Annotated in this window: 12 protein-coding genes; 8 read left to right on the forward strand and 4 right to left on the reverse strand. The window is 42.6% G+C overall.

Annotation, left to right across the window (positions count from 1 at the left end; translation table 11 throughout):
* Window positions 1-1,221 precede the first annotated feature (1,221 nt).
* Window positions 1,222-1,506 carry a hypothetical protein gene (locus tag AB4238_RS03120; RefSeq protein WP_372031198.1) on the forward strand — a complete coding sequence of 95 codons (285 nt, stop codon included), beginning with the start codon at window positions 1,222-1,224 and terminating at the stop codon, window positions 1,504-1,506.
* Window positions 1,507-1,678: 172 nt separating this feature from the next.
* On the forward strand, window positions 1,679-2,395 hold the full coding sequence (locus tag AB4238_RS03125; protein ID WP_372031200.1) for a Crp/Fnr family transcriptional regulator: 717 nt from the start codon (window positions 1,679-1,681) through the stop codon (window positions 2,393-2,395).
* Here AB4238_RS03125 and AB4238_RS03130 read toward each other — a convergent pair.
* Together AB4238_RS03130 and AB4238_RS03135 are read right to left on the reverse strand one after the other, a co-directional pair.
* On the reverse strand, window positions 2,392-3,114 hold the full coding sequence (locus tag AB4238_RS03130; RefSeq protein ID WP_372031203.1) for an RNA pseudouridine synthase: 723 nt from the start codon (window positions 3,112-3,114) through the stop codon (window positions 2,392-2,394). The two genes, AB4238_RS03125 and AB4238_RS03130, sit on opposite strands and share 4 nt — an antisense overlap.
* A 6-nt stretch (window positions 3,115-3,120) precedes the next feature.
* On the reverse strand, window positions 3,121-3,831 hold the full coding sequence (locus AB4238_RS03135; RefSeq protein ID WP_372031206.1) for a DUF998 domain-containing protein: 711 nt from the start codon (window positions 3,829-3,831) through the stop codon (window positions 3,121-3,123).
* Between the two features lie 329 nt (window positions 3,832-4,160).
* On the opposite strand from AB4238_RS03135, the gene AB4238_RS03140 reads away from it, so the two are divergent.
* Window positions 4,161-5,294: a hypothetical protein gene (locus AB4238_RS03140; RefSeq protein WP_372031207.1), complete on the forward strand. Its 1,134-nt coding sequence runs from the start codon at window positions 4,161-4,163 to the stop codon at window positions 5,292-5,294.
* Window positions 5,295-5,336: 42 nt separating this feature from the next.
* Here AB4238_RS03140 and AB4238_RS03145 read toward each other — a convergent pair whose 3' ends face one another.
* Window positions 5,337-7,625, reverse strand: a complete 2,289-nt coding sequence (locus AB4238_RS03145; RefSeq protein WP_372031210.1) for a DPP IV N-terminal domain-containing protein — start codon at window positions 7,623-7,625, stop codon at window positions 5,337-5,339.
* 363 nt (window positions 7,626-7,988) lie between these two features.
* Entirely contained in the window at window positions 7,989-9,338 is a 1,350-nt protein-coding gene (locus AB4238_RS03150) for a Na+/H+ antiporter NhaC family protein (RefSeq protein ID WP_372031211.1), read from the reverse strand.
* A gap of 365 nt (window positions 9,339-9,703) precedes the next feature.
* Here AB4238_RS03150 and AB4238_RS03155 point away from each other — a divergent pair, with 365 nt between their 5' ends.
* The 5 genes from AB4238_RS03155 (at window position 9,704) to AB4238_RS03175 (ending at window position 15,327) form a co-directional block, all read left to right on the forward strand.
* Entirely contained in the window at window positions 9,704-10,228 is a 525-nt protein-coding gene (locus AB4238_RS03155; protein WP_372031214.1) for a DUF3087 domain-containing protein, read from the forward strand.
* Window positions 10,229-10,448: 220 nt separating this feature from the next.
* Entirely contained in the window at window positions 10,449-11,729 is a 1,281-nt protein-coding gene (locus AB4238_RS03160) for an O-acetylhomoserine aminocarboxypropyltransferase/cysteine synthase family protein (RefSeq protein WP_372031216.1), read from the forward strand.
* A gap of 274 nt (window positions 11,730-12,003) precedes the next feature.
* Entirely contained in the window at window positions 12,004-12,588 is a 585-nt protein-coding gene (locus tag AB4238_RS03165) for a hypothetical protein (RefSeq protein WP_372031218.1), read from the forward strand.
* Window positions 12,589-12,691: 103 nt separating this feature from the next.
* Window positions 12,692-13,882, forward strand: a complete 1,191-nt coding sequence (locus tag AB4238_RS03170) for a diguanylate cyclase (protein WP_372031219.1) — start codon at window positions 12,692-12,694, stop codon at window positions 13,880-13,882.
* Window positions 13,883-14,160: 278 nt separating this feature from the next.
* The gene (locus AB4238_RS03175; protein ID WP_372031220.1) at window positions 14,161-15,327 is read left to right on the forward strand and encodes a porin; all 1,167 of its coding nucleotides are present in this window, start codon (window positions 14,161-14,163) and stop codon (window positions 15,325-15,327) included.
* Window positions 15,328-15,554 lie beyond the last annotated feature (227 nt).

Genomic DNA, 15,554 nt, shown 5'->3' on the forward strand with positions numbered 1-15,554 from the left:
TGCTATATTTTATTGCAAGTTACGAGGATATCAAACGTTTCTGAAAAGATAATATAAGCTGAATTAATGGTTTGATGCAGTGCTTTAGGTAATCAAACTCTGTTTGATAAAGGTCGTGGCGCTTCGCCTACACCCGAGCCAAGGGGGAAAGCGCTTGTGCCCCGCTCTTGATTTCATAAGAGTCAATCCCTCAGCGCCCCGGCGAAATTTAAAAAGCGAAATTTCCAACGGGGGAGATTGGCTTCTGCGAGCTCAGCTTTTTATCTTTACTCCAGTGCTAACTGAGAGCGCCGTTAATTTTTAGCATAAAGCTGAAAACTCAAATACAGCAAGTTTGCGCTTGCTAACCCAGTGTAGATATGGCCGTGACCATCCATGACATGGATGTCATGGCGAGCTTCCATGGACGGACTTGCTGCGCGTCACGGTCGTATCTGCACATACGCCGACCGCAGGTCATTGGAACCGCAAATATATCAAGCTACACCCGAGCCAAGGGCAAAGAGCTTATGCCACGCTCTTGATTTCATAAGAGTCAATCCCTCAGCGCCCCGGCGAAATTTTAAAAGCGAAATTTCCAACGGGGGAGATTAGCTTCTGCGAGCTCAGCTTTTTATCTTTACTCCAGTGCTAACTGAGAGCGCCGTTAATTTTTAGCATAAAACTGAAAACTGAAATACCGCAAGTTCGCGCCTTTCTAACCCAGTGTAGATATGGCTGTGACCATCCATGACATGGATGTCATGGCGAGCTTCCATGGACGGACTTGCTGCGCGTCACGGTCGTATCTGCACATGCGCCGATCGCAGGTCATTGGAACCGCAAATATATCAAGCTACACCTGAGCCAAGGGCAAAGAGCTTATGCCACGCTCTTGATTTCATAAGAGTCATCCCTCTGTACCCCAGACGAAGTTGTCGCCCTCGTACTTATTCGAAATAGCCTAACGCTTCCGATGGGACATCTGCTGTTAATGGACTTACGAATGCCGCGGTGGCATGGCCTATTCTGTTCAGCATTTACCACAGGCCATTGGAATCAGTGGCATGTAAAGTCAGTTTAATCGCGTTTAATAACGTTAAAGTCGGCAGTATCGTTATAGGTTTGTCCGATGACGGACATTCATTTTGTTTGAAAAACCGTACCCTGAGCTGTATCGAAAATACTCTTAGCTGCCAAGGTGATTGAACAGCTAATTCTAGGGTTCTTACAGGTGGTAAAATGAAACAGTTTTTAGTCTTAGTACTCGCGATGTTGGCTTTTAATTGCGCAGCGAGTTTTGATGAAAAAGTAGCGGCGTCCTTTGCCGCTAAATATGAAGTTTGTGCATTAAAGCTCAAAGACACTAAAGGATATAAGTTGAAGGCGCTGGGGCTTAAAATTAAGGCTGATGAGATAGGCCGAGATAAAATAAGTGGTGACTATATTAAGGCTTTTGTAAAAGAGAAAAATAAGGCTTGGTTGCTACCACTACATAAATGCAAGAAATTCGCTGATAGGCTGTAGCTGATTAGCGTATTCGATTTTTGAAATGATAAATCAACATTGAGGCTATCATTGGCCTAACCGTTCACTGTGGACGGTTTTCTTGTTGGTGAATTACGTCATTGTGGTCAGTCTCAATATGCCATAATAGGGCTAGTTAACCCTGGGTAACTCATCTGTTTAAGGTAATAATTTGATTGACTCTACGCTGCTAAAGGCACTCCACTGGAATACAGAACTTTCAGCAGGTTTGACTGAAAAGTTGTTATCGATTGCCCAGCTTAAAACGCAATTGAAAGCGAGTGAGATGGACGGTGCGACGATTGCGCATCAAGGCGCCAGCTTTGTGGCACAAGGCACCGTAACAATTTGCCTGCAAACTCCGAATCTTAAAACCGTCAACAATATCGTGATGGGTAAAGGGGATTGGTTTGGTAATTATGACAGTCGTAACTCGTCTTATACGCCATTTTTTATTACCGGAATTGATGAGGTAACTCTTATCCATTTCAGTAATTTCGATCTACACCGTCTTGCTCAAGAGAACGTTGAGATCTATAAGTGGTTTCATTCGTTGTCGCTGGAGTCTAAAACTAAGTGGCTGCAGTCACAGTTGATGATGAGTGAGAATAAGTTAAAGCGGGTGGTGTATCTGCTTTTGGAGCTTGCAGCCCATATTCCATTGCTACGTGGTGAGACACCTAAAGTGTCGATATCTCAACAGCAAATCAGCCAAATAACCGGTATTGCTCGTCAGCGAGTTAATGAGGTTATTAAACAACTGGAAAAAGAACAGTTATTGCAAATTAAGCGCAGTTGTATTTACCTAACTGACTTAACCGGGCTGGGACATAAACTTGATAAAGTCGATTTGAGCCTGCGAGATCCAAGGTTGATGATAGACCTTTAGTTGGGGGCTATTGAAGTCTGCAGTTTGCCTAATTCAGTTTGACTTAAAGGGCGCATCTCACCTTCAGCGAGGTCAGCCAGCTCTAGCGTTTGAATCGATACTCTTTTTAGATCTATAACCTTAAACCCGAGTGCTTGAGACATGCGGCGGATCTGTCTATTCAACCCTTGAGTTAAGATTATCTCATAGCTATCTGATGCTAAACGAGTGATAGTGCAGGGCAGAGTGGTGACCTCTTTATAACTCACACCCGCAGCCATTTTCTGTAAAAATGCTTCATCAAAATCGCGATCTACTCTTACGTGATAAGTCTTATTATGACCAAAATCTGGGTGCATTAGCTGATGCGTTAACTCACCGTCATTGGTGAGTAGTAATAGTCCGCGCGAGTCTTTATCTAGCCTACCCACTGGGTACAGCCTTGGTGATGGCGGTAGCAGATGAAGCAGGCTATTCGGAAGGTCGGCTAATAGGCGACTGTCGGTGCCAACGGCTTTATTAAACAACCAGTAAGCTTTAGCTTCAACGGCTTTAAGTCGCTCACCATCAACAACAATTTGTTCTAGGCAGTCTTGGCCGTCAGGGGTATCAATGAGGGTAACGCTATCAATATGGTTGGCGAGACGCTCATTGAACATGACATGGCCATCTCTTATTAAACGCGTTGCAGCGCGGCGAGAACAGTATCCTGTAAGTGCTAAGTATTTTGCTAGCCTCATGGTGGTTTATTGCTCTCCAGCGAGATAACGCTGAGATAACTCGAAATAGTTGTGAATAGCTATTTTTCTCACTGTCCAAGCGAAAGATAAGCACCATAGCATGACAATATTGGTTTGCATCCACATGGTAATTGCCACCCAGCAAGGCGCGCTTTCAGGGTGTTCACAGAGACTAAAGTCGAGGGTTTTCCAATCGAGTTGAATGACTAGGGCTAATGCTGTAAAAAAGCCCAGGATGCTTAAAATAAAAATAGGTCCTTTGCAGATGGAACGTTGGCTGAATCTGTCGGTTATGCATAAAAAGTACATCAATACTGTGCCGAGTAAAAAACAGGTCGATACTAAGCGGTGCATCTCCAAATAATTGATTGGAAACATACCTATTAATAATACGCTCATTCCCACCCAGCCACCGACAAGGGAAAGGTTATGGCTAAACGCCCCATGCTTAAGAGAATATAAGGCGAACATTGCCAACATGATACAGATGCCCGTTATCATCAGTGCCATATTAAACACAAAGGCGAATTTAGCGTTGTTGTAGTCACCTAGAAAATCAGAACGGCGATTGAAAACAGCATCACCGATAATTTGGTATTCAGCCCAAACAGAGATGGAAACGCCTGTTGCGGCGATGAGTGCCCCAAAGAAAATAGTCAGTACGACTAATCGGTGTAGATCATACTGCACCGATTGATATTTAGCTCTATCTTCCATACTTGCGCTTGCGAGCCATAAGTTAAATCCCTTGCAGTGATATAAGTCGGGTAATTCATTATGACAAAAAGTGCTGCAATGGTGCACTGTTTTTAATCAAACCAGGGCCACTTTGCAATGAATATGAGTATTGTTCAAGTTACTCGCTATGACGGAATCTTATCTAAGTAATACATATTACTCGATCGTTTAGGGAGCCTGTAGCTGAATTTTCTTTAGGTTATCTTGAATAAGCTTGTATGGATTTCGCTCAATAAATACTATCTAGGGTGATTGATTAATGGATAAGGAAATGATGCCGTACTTGTGGTATTTAAAAGGGAATAACAATGATTAAGGTAATAACAGTACTCACTATGGTGATACTGGCTGGCTGCCAATTGACTCAGCCAACCGTGCCGAAAGACTATATTGGTGAGATCGCCTATATCGATGACTCTATTGATAATGCATCTAGATCTTCAGCTCACTTTTTCTACCTAGATAGAATAAATGGAGTAAGCATTAATAATGCAATCAGAACGAGTCAAAAATACAGCTATGGTAGTGAGCTTGCGAGAAAAGGAGGTTCTAGAGAGCTCGTGGTTGCTAAGAAGCAAACATTTCATCTAATCGGGCAAGTGCATCATTCTGCGCCAGTTGGCTATATGGTTAACGCAGGAGATAATTACATTGTTGAGGGAAGTGTAGAGTTTACGCCTTTGAAAAATAATCATTATCTTGTCGGTGGTAAAATTTCGCAGGAATATAGCGCAGTTTGGATCGAAGATATGAATGGCAATATTGTTTCGGACATAATTGAAACGTCTGCAGATGATGGCAAGGTTAAGATTAATAAGCTAGCTGATAACCCTCAAACTGTATTGTTAGAGCGTAATAAACTACAACATTTTGAACATATTCGTGCCGGTGAAAGTGCAGCGTTTGTTGTAAAAAAGTTAGGTGAACCCAGTGAGATTAGTTTTGTTGAAGGCAATTTCTTTACCCAGCGTCGGGCTAAAGTTATTTACGCTTACGATGAAATAGGAACTATTGAGTTTAATACTGTTCCAGGTAAAGACAGGAATGCACACTTTGTTAATGAGGCAATATTGGCTTTGCAGGGGGAGTCGCATCTAGTACGTATTAAGCAAGAATTAATGACTACAGATGCAGCAGAGTTGCGAAGTTTAGCTAAAAACTATGCCAAACAAAATAGGTTTTCAACAGATGTTCTTGATTTTATTGCCGATAGAATTTGGTTGGAAAAGGATAGTACTGATTCTGTGATGATCGATGCTACGTCTTGGTTATGCAAAGTGTTAGCTAAAAGCGCTAACGGCAGATATAAAGCTCACCTAGAGATGGTTGCGAGTTCGACGAGCTCAAAGAAACTAAAAAAATATGCCAATGCTAGCCTGGAAGACTTACCAAGTAGTGACCAACCTTATATCGCTGAAGTTAGCCTAACCGAAAAGCTATAGGTTTTATTGTAAAAGGCCACTATTTAGTGGCCTTATAGTGAGTTACTTCTCCTCAAATTTATACTCTTTGACGGGAGTAGCGCCAAGCAAGTGTTCAACAAAATAGTCCCAGCGTTTGCGGACGAAATAGTCGCTGTTATTGAGGATGTGATCGCGATTTGGATAGATCATTAAGTCAAAATCTTTGTTTGCTTTAATCAGTTTATCGACTAATTGCATGGTTGCTGCTGGATTGACGTTCTCGTCGAGTTCTCCATGAGCCAACAATAGCTTACCTTTTAACTTGGCAATGCTATCCATATTGAGGTTGGTTTGTTCATCCCAATGCTTGGCAACCGGATAGCCTAACCAAATCTCGTTCCAGCCTGTTTTATCAATTCTAAAGTCATGGTTACCTGACGCAGCAACGCCCACTTTAAAGAAATCAGCATGCCTAAACATCGCTTGCGCCGTGTCATAGCCTCCAGCTGAAAAACCGTAAATTCCGACTCGGTTAACATCTAAGTAGCTGTGCTTTTTAGCGAGATCTTTAATGGCTTGCACATGGTCGTCGACGCCAGCAGCTAAATTCTCGTAAGCAACTAGGTGGAAATCTCGGTCGCGCTTACTGGTGCCGCGGCCATCCATTTTAATAACGACAAATCCAAGCTCAGCAAGTGATTGTGCTTGTTGAAAGTAGCTCCAGAATGATTTTGGCGTGAAAAAATTATGCGGTCCAGTATAGGTCGCATCAATCACTGGGTATTGTTTGCTTGGGTCAAAGTTACTCGGCTTATACATCAAGCCATATAGCTTAGTTTTGTTGTCATTCGCAAGTACTTCAAATGGTTCTGGCGCGCGCCAACCCGTGGCCATCAACTCACTGACATCAGGTTTACCAACCGTCATCACCACATTGCCGTCGACTGTACTACGTACTTTGCTGCTAGGTACGGTTTGAACGCTGGAGGATATATCAACAAAGTAGTTGAAATCAGGTGCAATCCGAACGCTATGCTCTAACGGCTCAGGTGTCAGTAACTGGTGTGCAGTGCCATCTAAATTTACTTTATAAAGGTGACGCAGGTACGGGTCGCGGTCATCAAATCCACCAGATGCTTCGTAATATAGTGTGCGTGTTTTCTTATCTAGTGCGCGGTAAGTTCTGACGAAGCAATCACATTGAGTGATCTTATTTTTGAGTTCGCCGCTAGTCAGGTCATACAAGTAATATTGTTGTTTACCTGAGCGCTGACTTGGCCAGATGACCTCATTTGATTCTGGTAACACCCAAGCATCTTGTGCCCACGGGTCAAGGAATTTATCTGACTTTTCTTCGACGATTAACCTAACCTGATGGTTTTCTGGGTTGTACTCATGGAAGCTTATGCGTTTTTTGGCTCTAGCTTGCTCGAAGAAGTAGAATCGATTGTTGTTTTCCCACCAGCCCCATAGCGGTCCACCGTAATATGTCTGTTGTAGCTCTGGAGCGACGACTTTGGTGACTTTTTTACTCGCAACTTCAATGGAGTAGATATCTCCTGTCGGTAGATGCTCATCACCTGCTAGCGGATAATAGTAGCTGTAAAGCCTTGGGCGCAGGCCTTGATCATGGCTTGATTGGATAAGATGCAGCTTACCGACCTTCTCACGATTCAGTCTGTGGGTCAAAACGGTTTTACTATCTGGTGCCCAGTAGACACTGAGTCGCTGCTTAACCTTAGCAGGATCTTTATTGATAAAGGCCTTTGGATTTTGGTTTTGCACAGCGTAGGGATAACCTTCGGTGCCATCGAAAGTTAACTGACTAGTGGTGTTACTGCGGTTATCAGTTAAGTATAGATTCCAATCTTTGACACTTAACGCATAGTTACCATCTGGAGATGAATAGTTGGCTAGTGACGGAGTGTCGGCTTCAACAGATTTATCACAAACACTGGTGAGTAGGCTGCATTGATAGTCCTGCTTATTATAGTGCATGGTTAGCTGGTTACTATCAACATCAATGGCGTTAATCTTCAGGTAGAAAGCTGTACTTTCATTATGTTCTATACTGGTTTTTAACTGTTGATGATCAAATAGCAGCGATATTTGGGCTGTTGCAGGTTCGACTTTGTAATAAGTGTTATTACCTTTGGAATCGACTTCACTGAACCAGAAGTTACTGCTGTTATTTATCCAGTTAGGCTCAACTGCCAGGTTGCGGACCATCTTATGAACGTTCTTTGGTAAGAAGCGCTCAGCACGTTGATAATCTGCAATAGAAACATTGGTTGTTTGCGGGGCTGTAGGCGTCGTACTGCATGCTGTAAGCATTGCAGAGGCGAGTAAAATCGCTGACTTTCTTATCATTCTATACTCCGTAACTCTATCTTAATCTGTCGCATCAATGACTATAAAGATATGAGGATACACTGAATGGATAATGTATACACTAATTGTTGCCGAAATGAATACGCTGAAAAATAGGGTAAAATAAGCGTAATGAGGTTCTTAGCAGTCATGCTTAAGGATTAAACAAAGTAATAACGGTGGCTTGTGTGGTATATAGCTTTACAAGCATGCAGAACATGCTGCTGCATATTTTTGCGTGAAGTTTTGCGTTTGGAGATAGCTTTGAAAGAGTCAGACGGCTATTTGCACTTTAGGAGATAAACAATGAGCAGCGTATTAACGCTGCTCATTGTGATCTGGCGTTACCCCGATACCATTTGCTTATGTACGTTTACGAAATGCCACAATCAGTACCGCGACAACTGCTAAGATCATGCAGTACCATGCGTGAGTAACCACTTCTAATGGTGACAAGCTGAAGGTTGACGCAACCAACAATGCTTGTGCGCCATAAGGGATTAGGCCTTGGATAATACATGAGAATATATCCAAAATACTGGCAGCACGTTTTGGTGTTACGCCATGTTTTTGGGCTAAATCTTTAGCAATATCACCAGTCACTACAATTGACACTGTGTTGTTAGCTACACAAGTATTGGTTGCTGCCACAATGCCTGCCATGCCTAGCTCTGATGCGCGGCATGATGCTTCGCCTTTGGCTTTAGAGAATCGAGCAATCAGCTTTTCTATCTGCTTGCTAACAAAGGCTAGTCCGCCTTGTTGCTGCATAAGTGCAGCTAAGCCGCCCACTAGCATAGATAGAATGAAAATTTCCTGCATGTTGCCAAAGCCAGCGTAAATATCTTGGCCAAACTGAATAACGCCGTAGTCCATGGTCAGTAGCCCAGTAACGCCAGCCAGTATAATACCCACAGTCAGTACAACAAATACGTTAAGGCCTGCAACTGCCAAGAAAAGAATAGTGAGATAAGGAATGACTTTAATGAAGTCAATCTCTTGGGCTGCTACATCAGCTTGTCCTTGGCCAACTAAAGTAAAGATAATTAGAGTGATAATTGATGCTGGAATAGCAAAGATAAGGTTCTCTTTAAACTTATCTTTCATTTCACAGCCCTGAGTTCGTGTGGCTGCAATGGTGGTGTCAGAGATAATTGATAAGTTATCACCAAAAAGCGCACCAGAGATAACAGCGCCCGCCATAATGGCTAAATCAATTTGTGCTTCGTTGGCTACACCTAGGGCGATAGGCGCCACAGCGGCAATCGTACCCATTGAAGTACCCATTGCGGTAGCGATAAATGCAGCAATAACAAAGAAACCTGGTAGTAGTAAGCTTGAAGGCACAAGGGATAAGCCCAGGGCTACAGTGGCATCGACACCGCCTGTTGCTTTTGCTACTGCCGCAAATGCACCTGCAAGCAGATAGATCATACACATTGCAATGATATTAGAGTGACCAATACCGGCTAGAAATGTCTCAATTGATTGATTCAGTTTCTGCTTCGAGATCAGTATCGCAAAGATAATCGCTGGCAGAATCGCAACTACGCTCGGTAGTTGGTAAAAAGCAAAGTCGACACCTTGGCTTTGAAAGTAAACTCCAGCACCAATAAACAGTGTTAGAAAAAGAAAAAGCGGAGTTAGCGCAAGAAAGGATGGCGCTGTTGCATCAGTTGTTTGAGCTTTTGGGGCGTTACTGGAATTCGTCAATGTTATCTCTCTTATTTTAAATCAGTCATCGAACCACTGTTCCCATCGCCCTCCTAGCTGGAACAAACTGTGCTTTAAATGAATAAACTCACAGAATGGTACATCTCAATAGTTAAGAGGATATGAGATCAAGAGACGCCTGTCAATTTAGACGTCTAGATGTTTTTACTGCCAAAGTGAACGTTTGGCAAAAGTTGTGACATAAGTAGGATTAACCGCTACTTATTTTAGCAAGAACTTAACTTGCCAACATTGAGGGGGAAATACAAATGTTTTACCAAGACAAGGTAGATTTTGAGCTATTTAGCGCTGACTTAGATGTTAGAATACCAGTTCTATTATCCGTCTAATCTTGAGAGCTACAGATGCAATTAATGCACGTTGATAAACAGACCTACCGGAAAAACACTAATATTGTGATTGCGACATTTGTTGCTAGTCTGGCCATACTGTCGCTGGTTTTTGGGTCATTGTTGATTCAGTTATTTGGCGCTCAAGCTTTACCCGATGATGGTTCAACAGGAAACTTTCACCTAAACCTAATTGGCGTGGTGTTATCGTTAGTGGTATGCAGTGCAGTGTTACAAAGCCAAAAAAATAAGCCCTATATGCATGAAGTGTACTACGTGTGGCGCTTAAAGCAGCTGCACAACCAAATTTATCGTAAGCTGGCTAAAATAAAAGTGGCCGCTGAAAACAATGATGAAAATGCTTTCATCATCTTAAGTTTCTATTTTGCCAGCCTCAAGCAAGTCTATAGCTTGGATGATAATACCTTGACCATCGCGACTGTCGAAAAAGACCTTCAGCAGTTAAATGAAAAGATTGCATCGCTAGGACTAACCATTTCTGCTGAACAGTTTGAGCCAGAACTTTTAGACAAAATTTAATACTCATCATGTAACTGCTGTGTGAGCTAGCAATAGTTAGCTCACTGTTGTACTGAAGTGAGCGACCTTCTGGCAATTATGGTTGCAATAACTTGCGACCAATACACTGCATTCAGCAGGCGTTTAGCTTTAGCTGAACTCAAAGTAAAAAACATTTAGACTTCTAGATGGCTATTTGTTATGTTCATATTTCATTCAAATGGAATAGGAACTAGCTGGTATGAAACTCGAATCTTTATCACTGCACCATGGTTACGAATCGGAAGCGACCACTAAGGCGGCCGCAGTGCCTATCTATCAAACCACCTCTTATACCTTTGATGACACCCAACACGGAGCGGATCTATTCGATCTTAAGGTTCCGGGTAATATCTATACTCGGATCATGAACCCCACTACCGATGTGCTTGAGCAGCGCATTGCGGCAATTGAGGGCGGAATTGCTGCATTAGCGTTAGCATCGGGTATGGCGGCAATCACCTATGCAATCCAAGCACTCACTGAAGTGGGTGACAATATTGTCAGTACCAGTCAGCTATACGGCGGCACCTATAATCTATTTGCACACACATTACCAAGGCAAGGTGTTGAAGTCCGCATGGCGGGTTTTGATGAGTTCGAGCAGCTAGATGCACTTATTGATGACAAAACTAAAGCACTATTTTGTGAATCTATTGGTAATCCAGCTGGCAATATTGTTGATCTACAGCGCTTGGCTGAGATTGCTCATAAGCATGGCGTTCCGCTAATTGTCGATAATACTGTGGCCACTCCTGTGCTATGTAAGCCGTTTGAACATGGCGCAGATATCGTCATTCACTCACTAACCAAATATATTGGCGGTCATGGTACGACTATCGGTGGAGCGATTGTTGATAGTGGTAAGTTTGATTGGGCTGCTCAGCCTAAACGCTTTGCACTGCTTAATGAGCCAGATGCGTCCTACCATGGTGTGGTCTATACCCAAGCTTTCGGCCCCGCGGCATTTATTGGTCGTTGTCGCGTGGTTCCTTTAAGAAATACTGGCGCTGCACTTGCACCACAAAGTGCATTCTTATTACTGCAAGGGTTAGAAACTTTGGCGTTAAGAATGGAGCGCCATTGTGAAAATGCGCTGGCTTTAGCCGAGTATTTGGAGGCGCATCCTAAAGTGAGCTGGGTGAATTACGCTGCGTTGGCGAATAGTCCTTTTCATGATAATTGCCACAAAATCACTGGCGGTAAGGCCTCTGGGATTATTAGTTTTGGTATTAAGGCTGCTGATGGCAAAGTAGCTGGTGGGCAGTTTATTGATGGACTAAAAATGATTTTGAGACTGGTTAATATTGGTGATGCCAAATCACTCGCATGCCATCCCGCTTCAACAACCCATAGGCAGCTCGATGCCGCTGAACTGGCAAAGGCTGGAGTGTCGGAAGATTTAGTGCGGATCTCCGTGGGCATTGAACATATTGACGATATCATTGCCGATGTCGAGCAAGCCTTAGATCAAGCTTGTTAACTTGGTCACATTTCAGTTAAAAGGTTAGCTTGCAGGCTAACCTTGCCGCTATGGCCGCAGAACATTAGTTAGGTAGTTGGGGTAACTACTGATGTGGCCAATACGCAGTGCTTTAATGTCTTCGAAGGGTATTGATAGATATTTATCATAGTGTTGACTATGTCATTATTTTATATTGAAAAGCGTTAAATCAAGTTACCAAGTTCACAATTTTTTCGCATGTGTTACTCTGCAGTTTACTACTCAAAAAGAGTTAAGTTTAAAGAGCTGTAAAATGCATAAAAAAATAATAATCGCGATCACATGTTCTGTTTTTATGGCATTTTTTTCCGTTGCGAATGCGAGTACTGCATTTCAGCAGTTAGAAACTAAGTTTAAAGATAACTTTCCAGAAACGGCGCTATCAATACTTAACAGTGCTGACATCAATAAAAGTGAGCTAACTGCACACGAACGTGCGCGCTTGTACTTCCTTTATGGACAAGCTTATGAGAAGGCTCGTCAGTTAGAGTTAGCGATTGAAAGTTATGACAAAGGTATTGCTGAAGTTGAGTTTCTGCCTATTTCAGACATACTGATCGACAGTTATTTAGAGCGTTCATTTTCAGTCTACCTGCAGACTAACGATCCCGCTGCCTACTGTGTTGACCGTCGTAAAGCGCTTGACTACGCGCGGCAACATGACAATCAAGAATTGCTTGCTAAGACCCTGACCCAAAACGCTTATTGTTATTACACTGCGACCACTGTGAATGAAGGGATTGCGCAGCTCGATGAAGCCATGGTCATTGTTGACCAAGGTGAACAGCTAAATGTTCACCGAAAAGCGGTTATTTATAATGCCACAGGCTCCTTATAGCACTGCAGGCTTACATAAACGTGCTTACGACAATTTTAACAAAGCCTATGAAACTTGGAAAACAGTAGACGATAAAGAAGACATGTTTAACATGTAGCATAATATGATTAGCTCGGCGATTAAGTCAGGTGATTGGGGTAACGCTAAAGTTAATATTGCCGCACAATTTACTTTAGCTGAACAAGCACCTGAGTTTAAAGATTTTTACTTTTTTGCTTACCTGAATGCTGGCCGAGTAGCACTCGGGACCTTCGATTACCCACTTGCTGTCTCCCATCTCGAACAAGCCGTTGCCTTTAAAGATACCACTCAAGAGCGCTATTTTGTCACCAGCAGCCATCTGTTTTTGGCATTAGCGTATATGCGAACTGGTGAGGTAGAGAAAGCGGCTAATATGGCGGCTATTTTTAAGCAAGATAAGCGTTTCCCTGCCAATATGACCAGTATGGCGCTTACCGCTGATGCCATTTTAGCATTCGACAATCGTGACTACTTAGATGCAGTCAATACCTTGTTAAAGATTATCGATGAAGAGCGTGAAAATAATAAAACCATTATTAATAACAAAGTTATAGACGCGGCGCTGGAGCACAACGCTAAACTGACAAAGTTCGAAAATATGTTATTAGCCAATAAGCTCGAGCTCAAGGAGCTGAGCTTGAAAGCCGCCACAGATAAAGAGCGCATCAGTGAACTTAAGCTCAGTATCTATTTTTTAGTGGCTGTAGTGCTATTAGCGGCAATAATCTTCCTGCTACATTCTCGAAAAGTGTTTATGGGGCGCGCCCAAACTGATTATCTGACCGGTATTGCCAACCGAGGCTATACCTTTGTCGCGGGTGATAAAATCCTCGAAAAAGCGATTAAGAAAAAGCAGTCTGTATCGGTGATCATTTTTGATATTGATAACTTTAAAAGCATTAATGATCAATATGGACATCACATTGGTGATCTTACCATTCAAGCTACAACTAAACGTATTCAACGCTGGCTTAAAGAGCAAGATCTGCTAGGCCGAATTGGTGGCGAAGAGTTTCTTATTATTTTACCTAATACCAGTGGAGAAGAGGCTGCAGCTATTTCTGAACGGATCCGCAGCGCCATTGCGTCACAGCCTTTCCAGTTTGATGAGATCAAATTAGAGCTAACCATTAGTTTAGGTATAGCGGTTTTACATAAACAAGCGACTACGCTGAGTGAGCTCGTTGTTGGAGCAGATAAAGCGCTCTATAAAGCCAAGTTCTCGGGCAAGAATAAAGCCTACCTCGCTTGGCAGCATGTGGCAAATAGCTGAATTCTAAAAGGTAATAACAAAACTGCCTAGTTATGAGGCTGTCTTACTTTTGTGCTACTGTTGCTGTGCTATTGTTTGTATCGCTAACTGATTACACTCAGCTGTAAACCCGCTATCTATTATTACTCCCTTTCGCTATCAACTTGTATTTCCCCGATTATTTGCTATGTTTTTTGTTTGGCGGGTGCTGTAATTGCAGTGATCATTGCATTTCAAGATCATGGACAGCAGAAGTACGCTTTACCGCAAATGGATAATAAGCCAAGGTTGGAGATATTATGAAAAAAGCGCTAGCAATTCTGCCCCTTGCCACGTTGGTTTTTGTACCGACAAGTTCGGCTATTGAGGTATTTAAAGATGATAAGAACGCATTTGAAGTTGGTGGTTTCGTTGATGCTCGTATCATTGACACTCAAGGTGTTACCGAAGTCGTAAACGGCAGCTCTAGAATTAATTTTGGCTTTACCCGAGAGATGTCTGGTGATTGGAAAAGTTACGTTAAACTTGAGTGGGGCGTAAATCCCTTTGGTAATGCAACGATATCTTATAGTAGTGAGAGTAATTTCGAGACTCAAAGTGGTGATTTTTTAAATAACCGTTTAGGTTACGTTGGTCTTAGTCATGGTGATTATGGTTCTGTCTCTATTGGTAAGCAGTGGGGCGCATGGTACGACGTCGTCTATAACACTAACTATGGTTTTGTCTGGGACGGTAATGCATCAGGGACTTATACTTACAATAAGTCTGATGGTGCGATCAATGGTGTGGGCCGTGGTGATAAAATTATCCAGTATCGCAATGATTGGGGCGACTTGAGCATTGCTCTGCAAATGCAGCTCAAGAGCAGCATGACTGATATTGAAGATGACGGCAGCAATAACCCTAATCGATTGGTATCAACTGAATACGATAATACTTATGGTGTTGGCTTAACCTATCAAGCGACTGACCAGCTAGTGATTACCGCAGGTGGTAATATCGGTGAACCAGAAGGTACGACGGCAAGTGGTCGAGTGCTCTCTGAGACAGATTATATTTACGGTTTCGGGCTGACCTGGGGCAACTGGGATGAGCATGGTTTTTATGCGGCGATGAATCTCAACCAAAATGAGTTTCACGACACCGATAACTTAGGTCGTTTTTTACAAGAGTCGGTCGGACTAGAGACCTTAGCTTCTTACTTATTAGACAATAATTTTAAGCTAATGGCCTCATACAATATATTAGAGGCTGGAGATGCTTATGAAGCGGCACACCCTGGTGATGTCTTTAAGCGACAATTCGCCGTTGCTGGGCTGCATTATGTTTGGGACAATAGCTTGGTATTGTACTTAGAAGGTCGTGTCGACTTTAGTGATTTTACTAGTGATAATCCAGAAAATGAAGCTAAGCAATCAGTTTCAGAAGATAATGCTATCGCCATTGGAATTCGGTATGTTTTGTAAACATTAAAAACTGTAAGATGGGCTTATCAAGCTGATGAGGGGTTGTTGAACTTTCGAGCTTAGTTTTTGTTCGAATTCAATTATTTTAGTACAAGGCTTGAGCGATGATACTTAGCTGGCTAAGCGAAAAGCTCGTAACGCAGTAATAAAAGAATTGAAACGAACCCAAAGGGCCGCGTTTCTTGGCTATTTTTACTGTGTTGTAGACTATTTGTGGAGAATAACTA

The sequence above is a fragment of the Shewanella sp. 10N.286.45.A1 genome (assembly GCF_041470405.1).
GTDB lineage: Bacteria > Pseudomonadota > Gammaproteobacteria > Enterobacterales > Shewanellaceae > Shewanella.

Coding starts and splice junctions, on each gene's coding strand:
- AB4238_RS03140 (WP_372031207.1), top strand. CDS start 4,161: ATGATTAAGGTAATAACAGTACTCACTATGGTGATACTGGCTGGCTGC.
- AB4238_RS03155 (WP_372031214.1), top strand. CDS start 9,704: ATGCAATTAATGCACGTTGATAAACAGACCTACCGGAAAAACACTAAT.
- AB4238_RS03145 (WP_372031210.1), bottom strand. CDS start 7,625: ATGATAAGAAAGTCAGCGATTTTACTCGCCTCTGCAATGCTTACAGCA.
- AB4238_RS03170 (WP_372031219.1), top strand. CDS start 12,692: ATGATTAGCTCGGCGATTAAGTCAGGTGATTGGGGTAACGCTAAAGTT.
- AB4238_RS03165 (WP_372031218.1), top strand. CDS start 12,004: ATGCATAAAAAAATAATAATCGCGATCACATGTTCTGTTTTTATGGCA.
- AB4238_RS03130 (WP_372031203.1), bottom strand. CDS start 3,114: ATGAGGCTAGCAAAATACTTAGCACTTACAGGATACTGTTCTCGCCGC.
- AB4238_RS03120 (WP_372031198.1), top strand. CDS start 1,222: ATGAAACAGTTTTTAGTCTTAGTACTCGCGATGTTGGCTTTTAATTGC.
- AB4238_RS03135 (WP_372031206.1), bottom strand. CDS start 3,831: ATGGAAGATAGAGCTAAATATCAATCGGTGCAGTATGATCTACACCGA.
- AB4238_RS03175 (WP_372031220.1), top strand. CDS start 14,161: ATGAAAAAAGCGCTAGCAATTCTGCCCCTTGCCACGTTGGTTTTTGTA.
- AB4238_RS03160 (WP_372031216.1), top strand. CDS start 10,449: ATGAAACTCGAATCTTTATCACTGCACCATGGTTACGAATCGGAAGCG.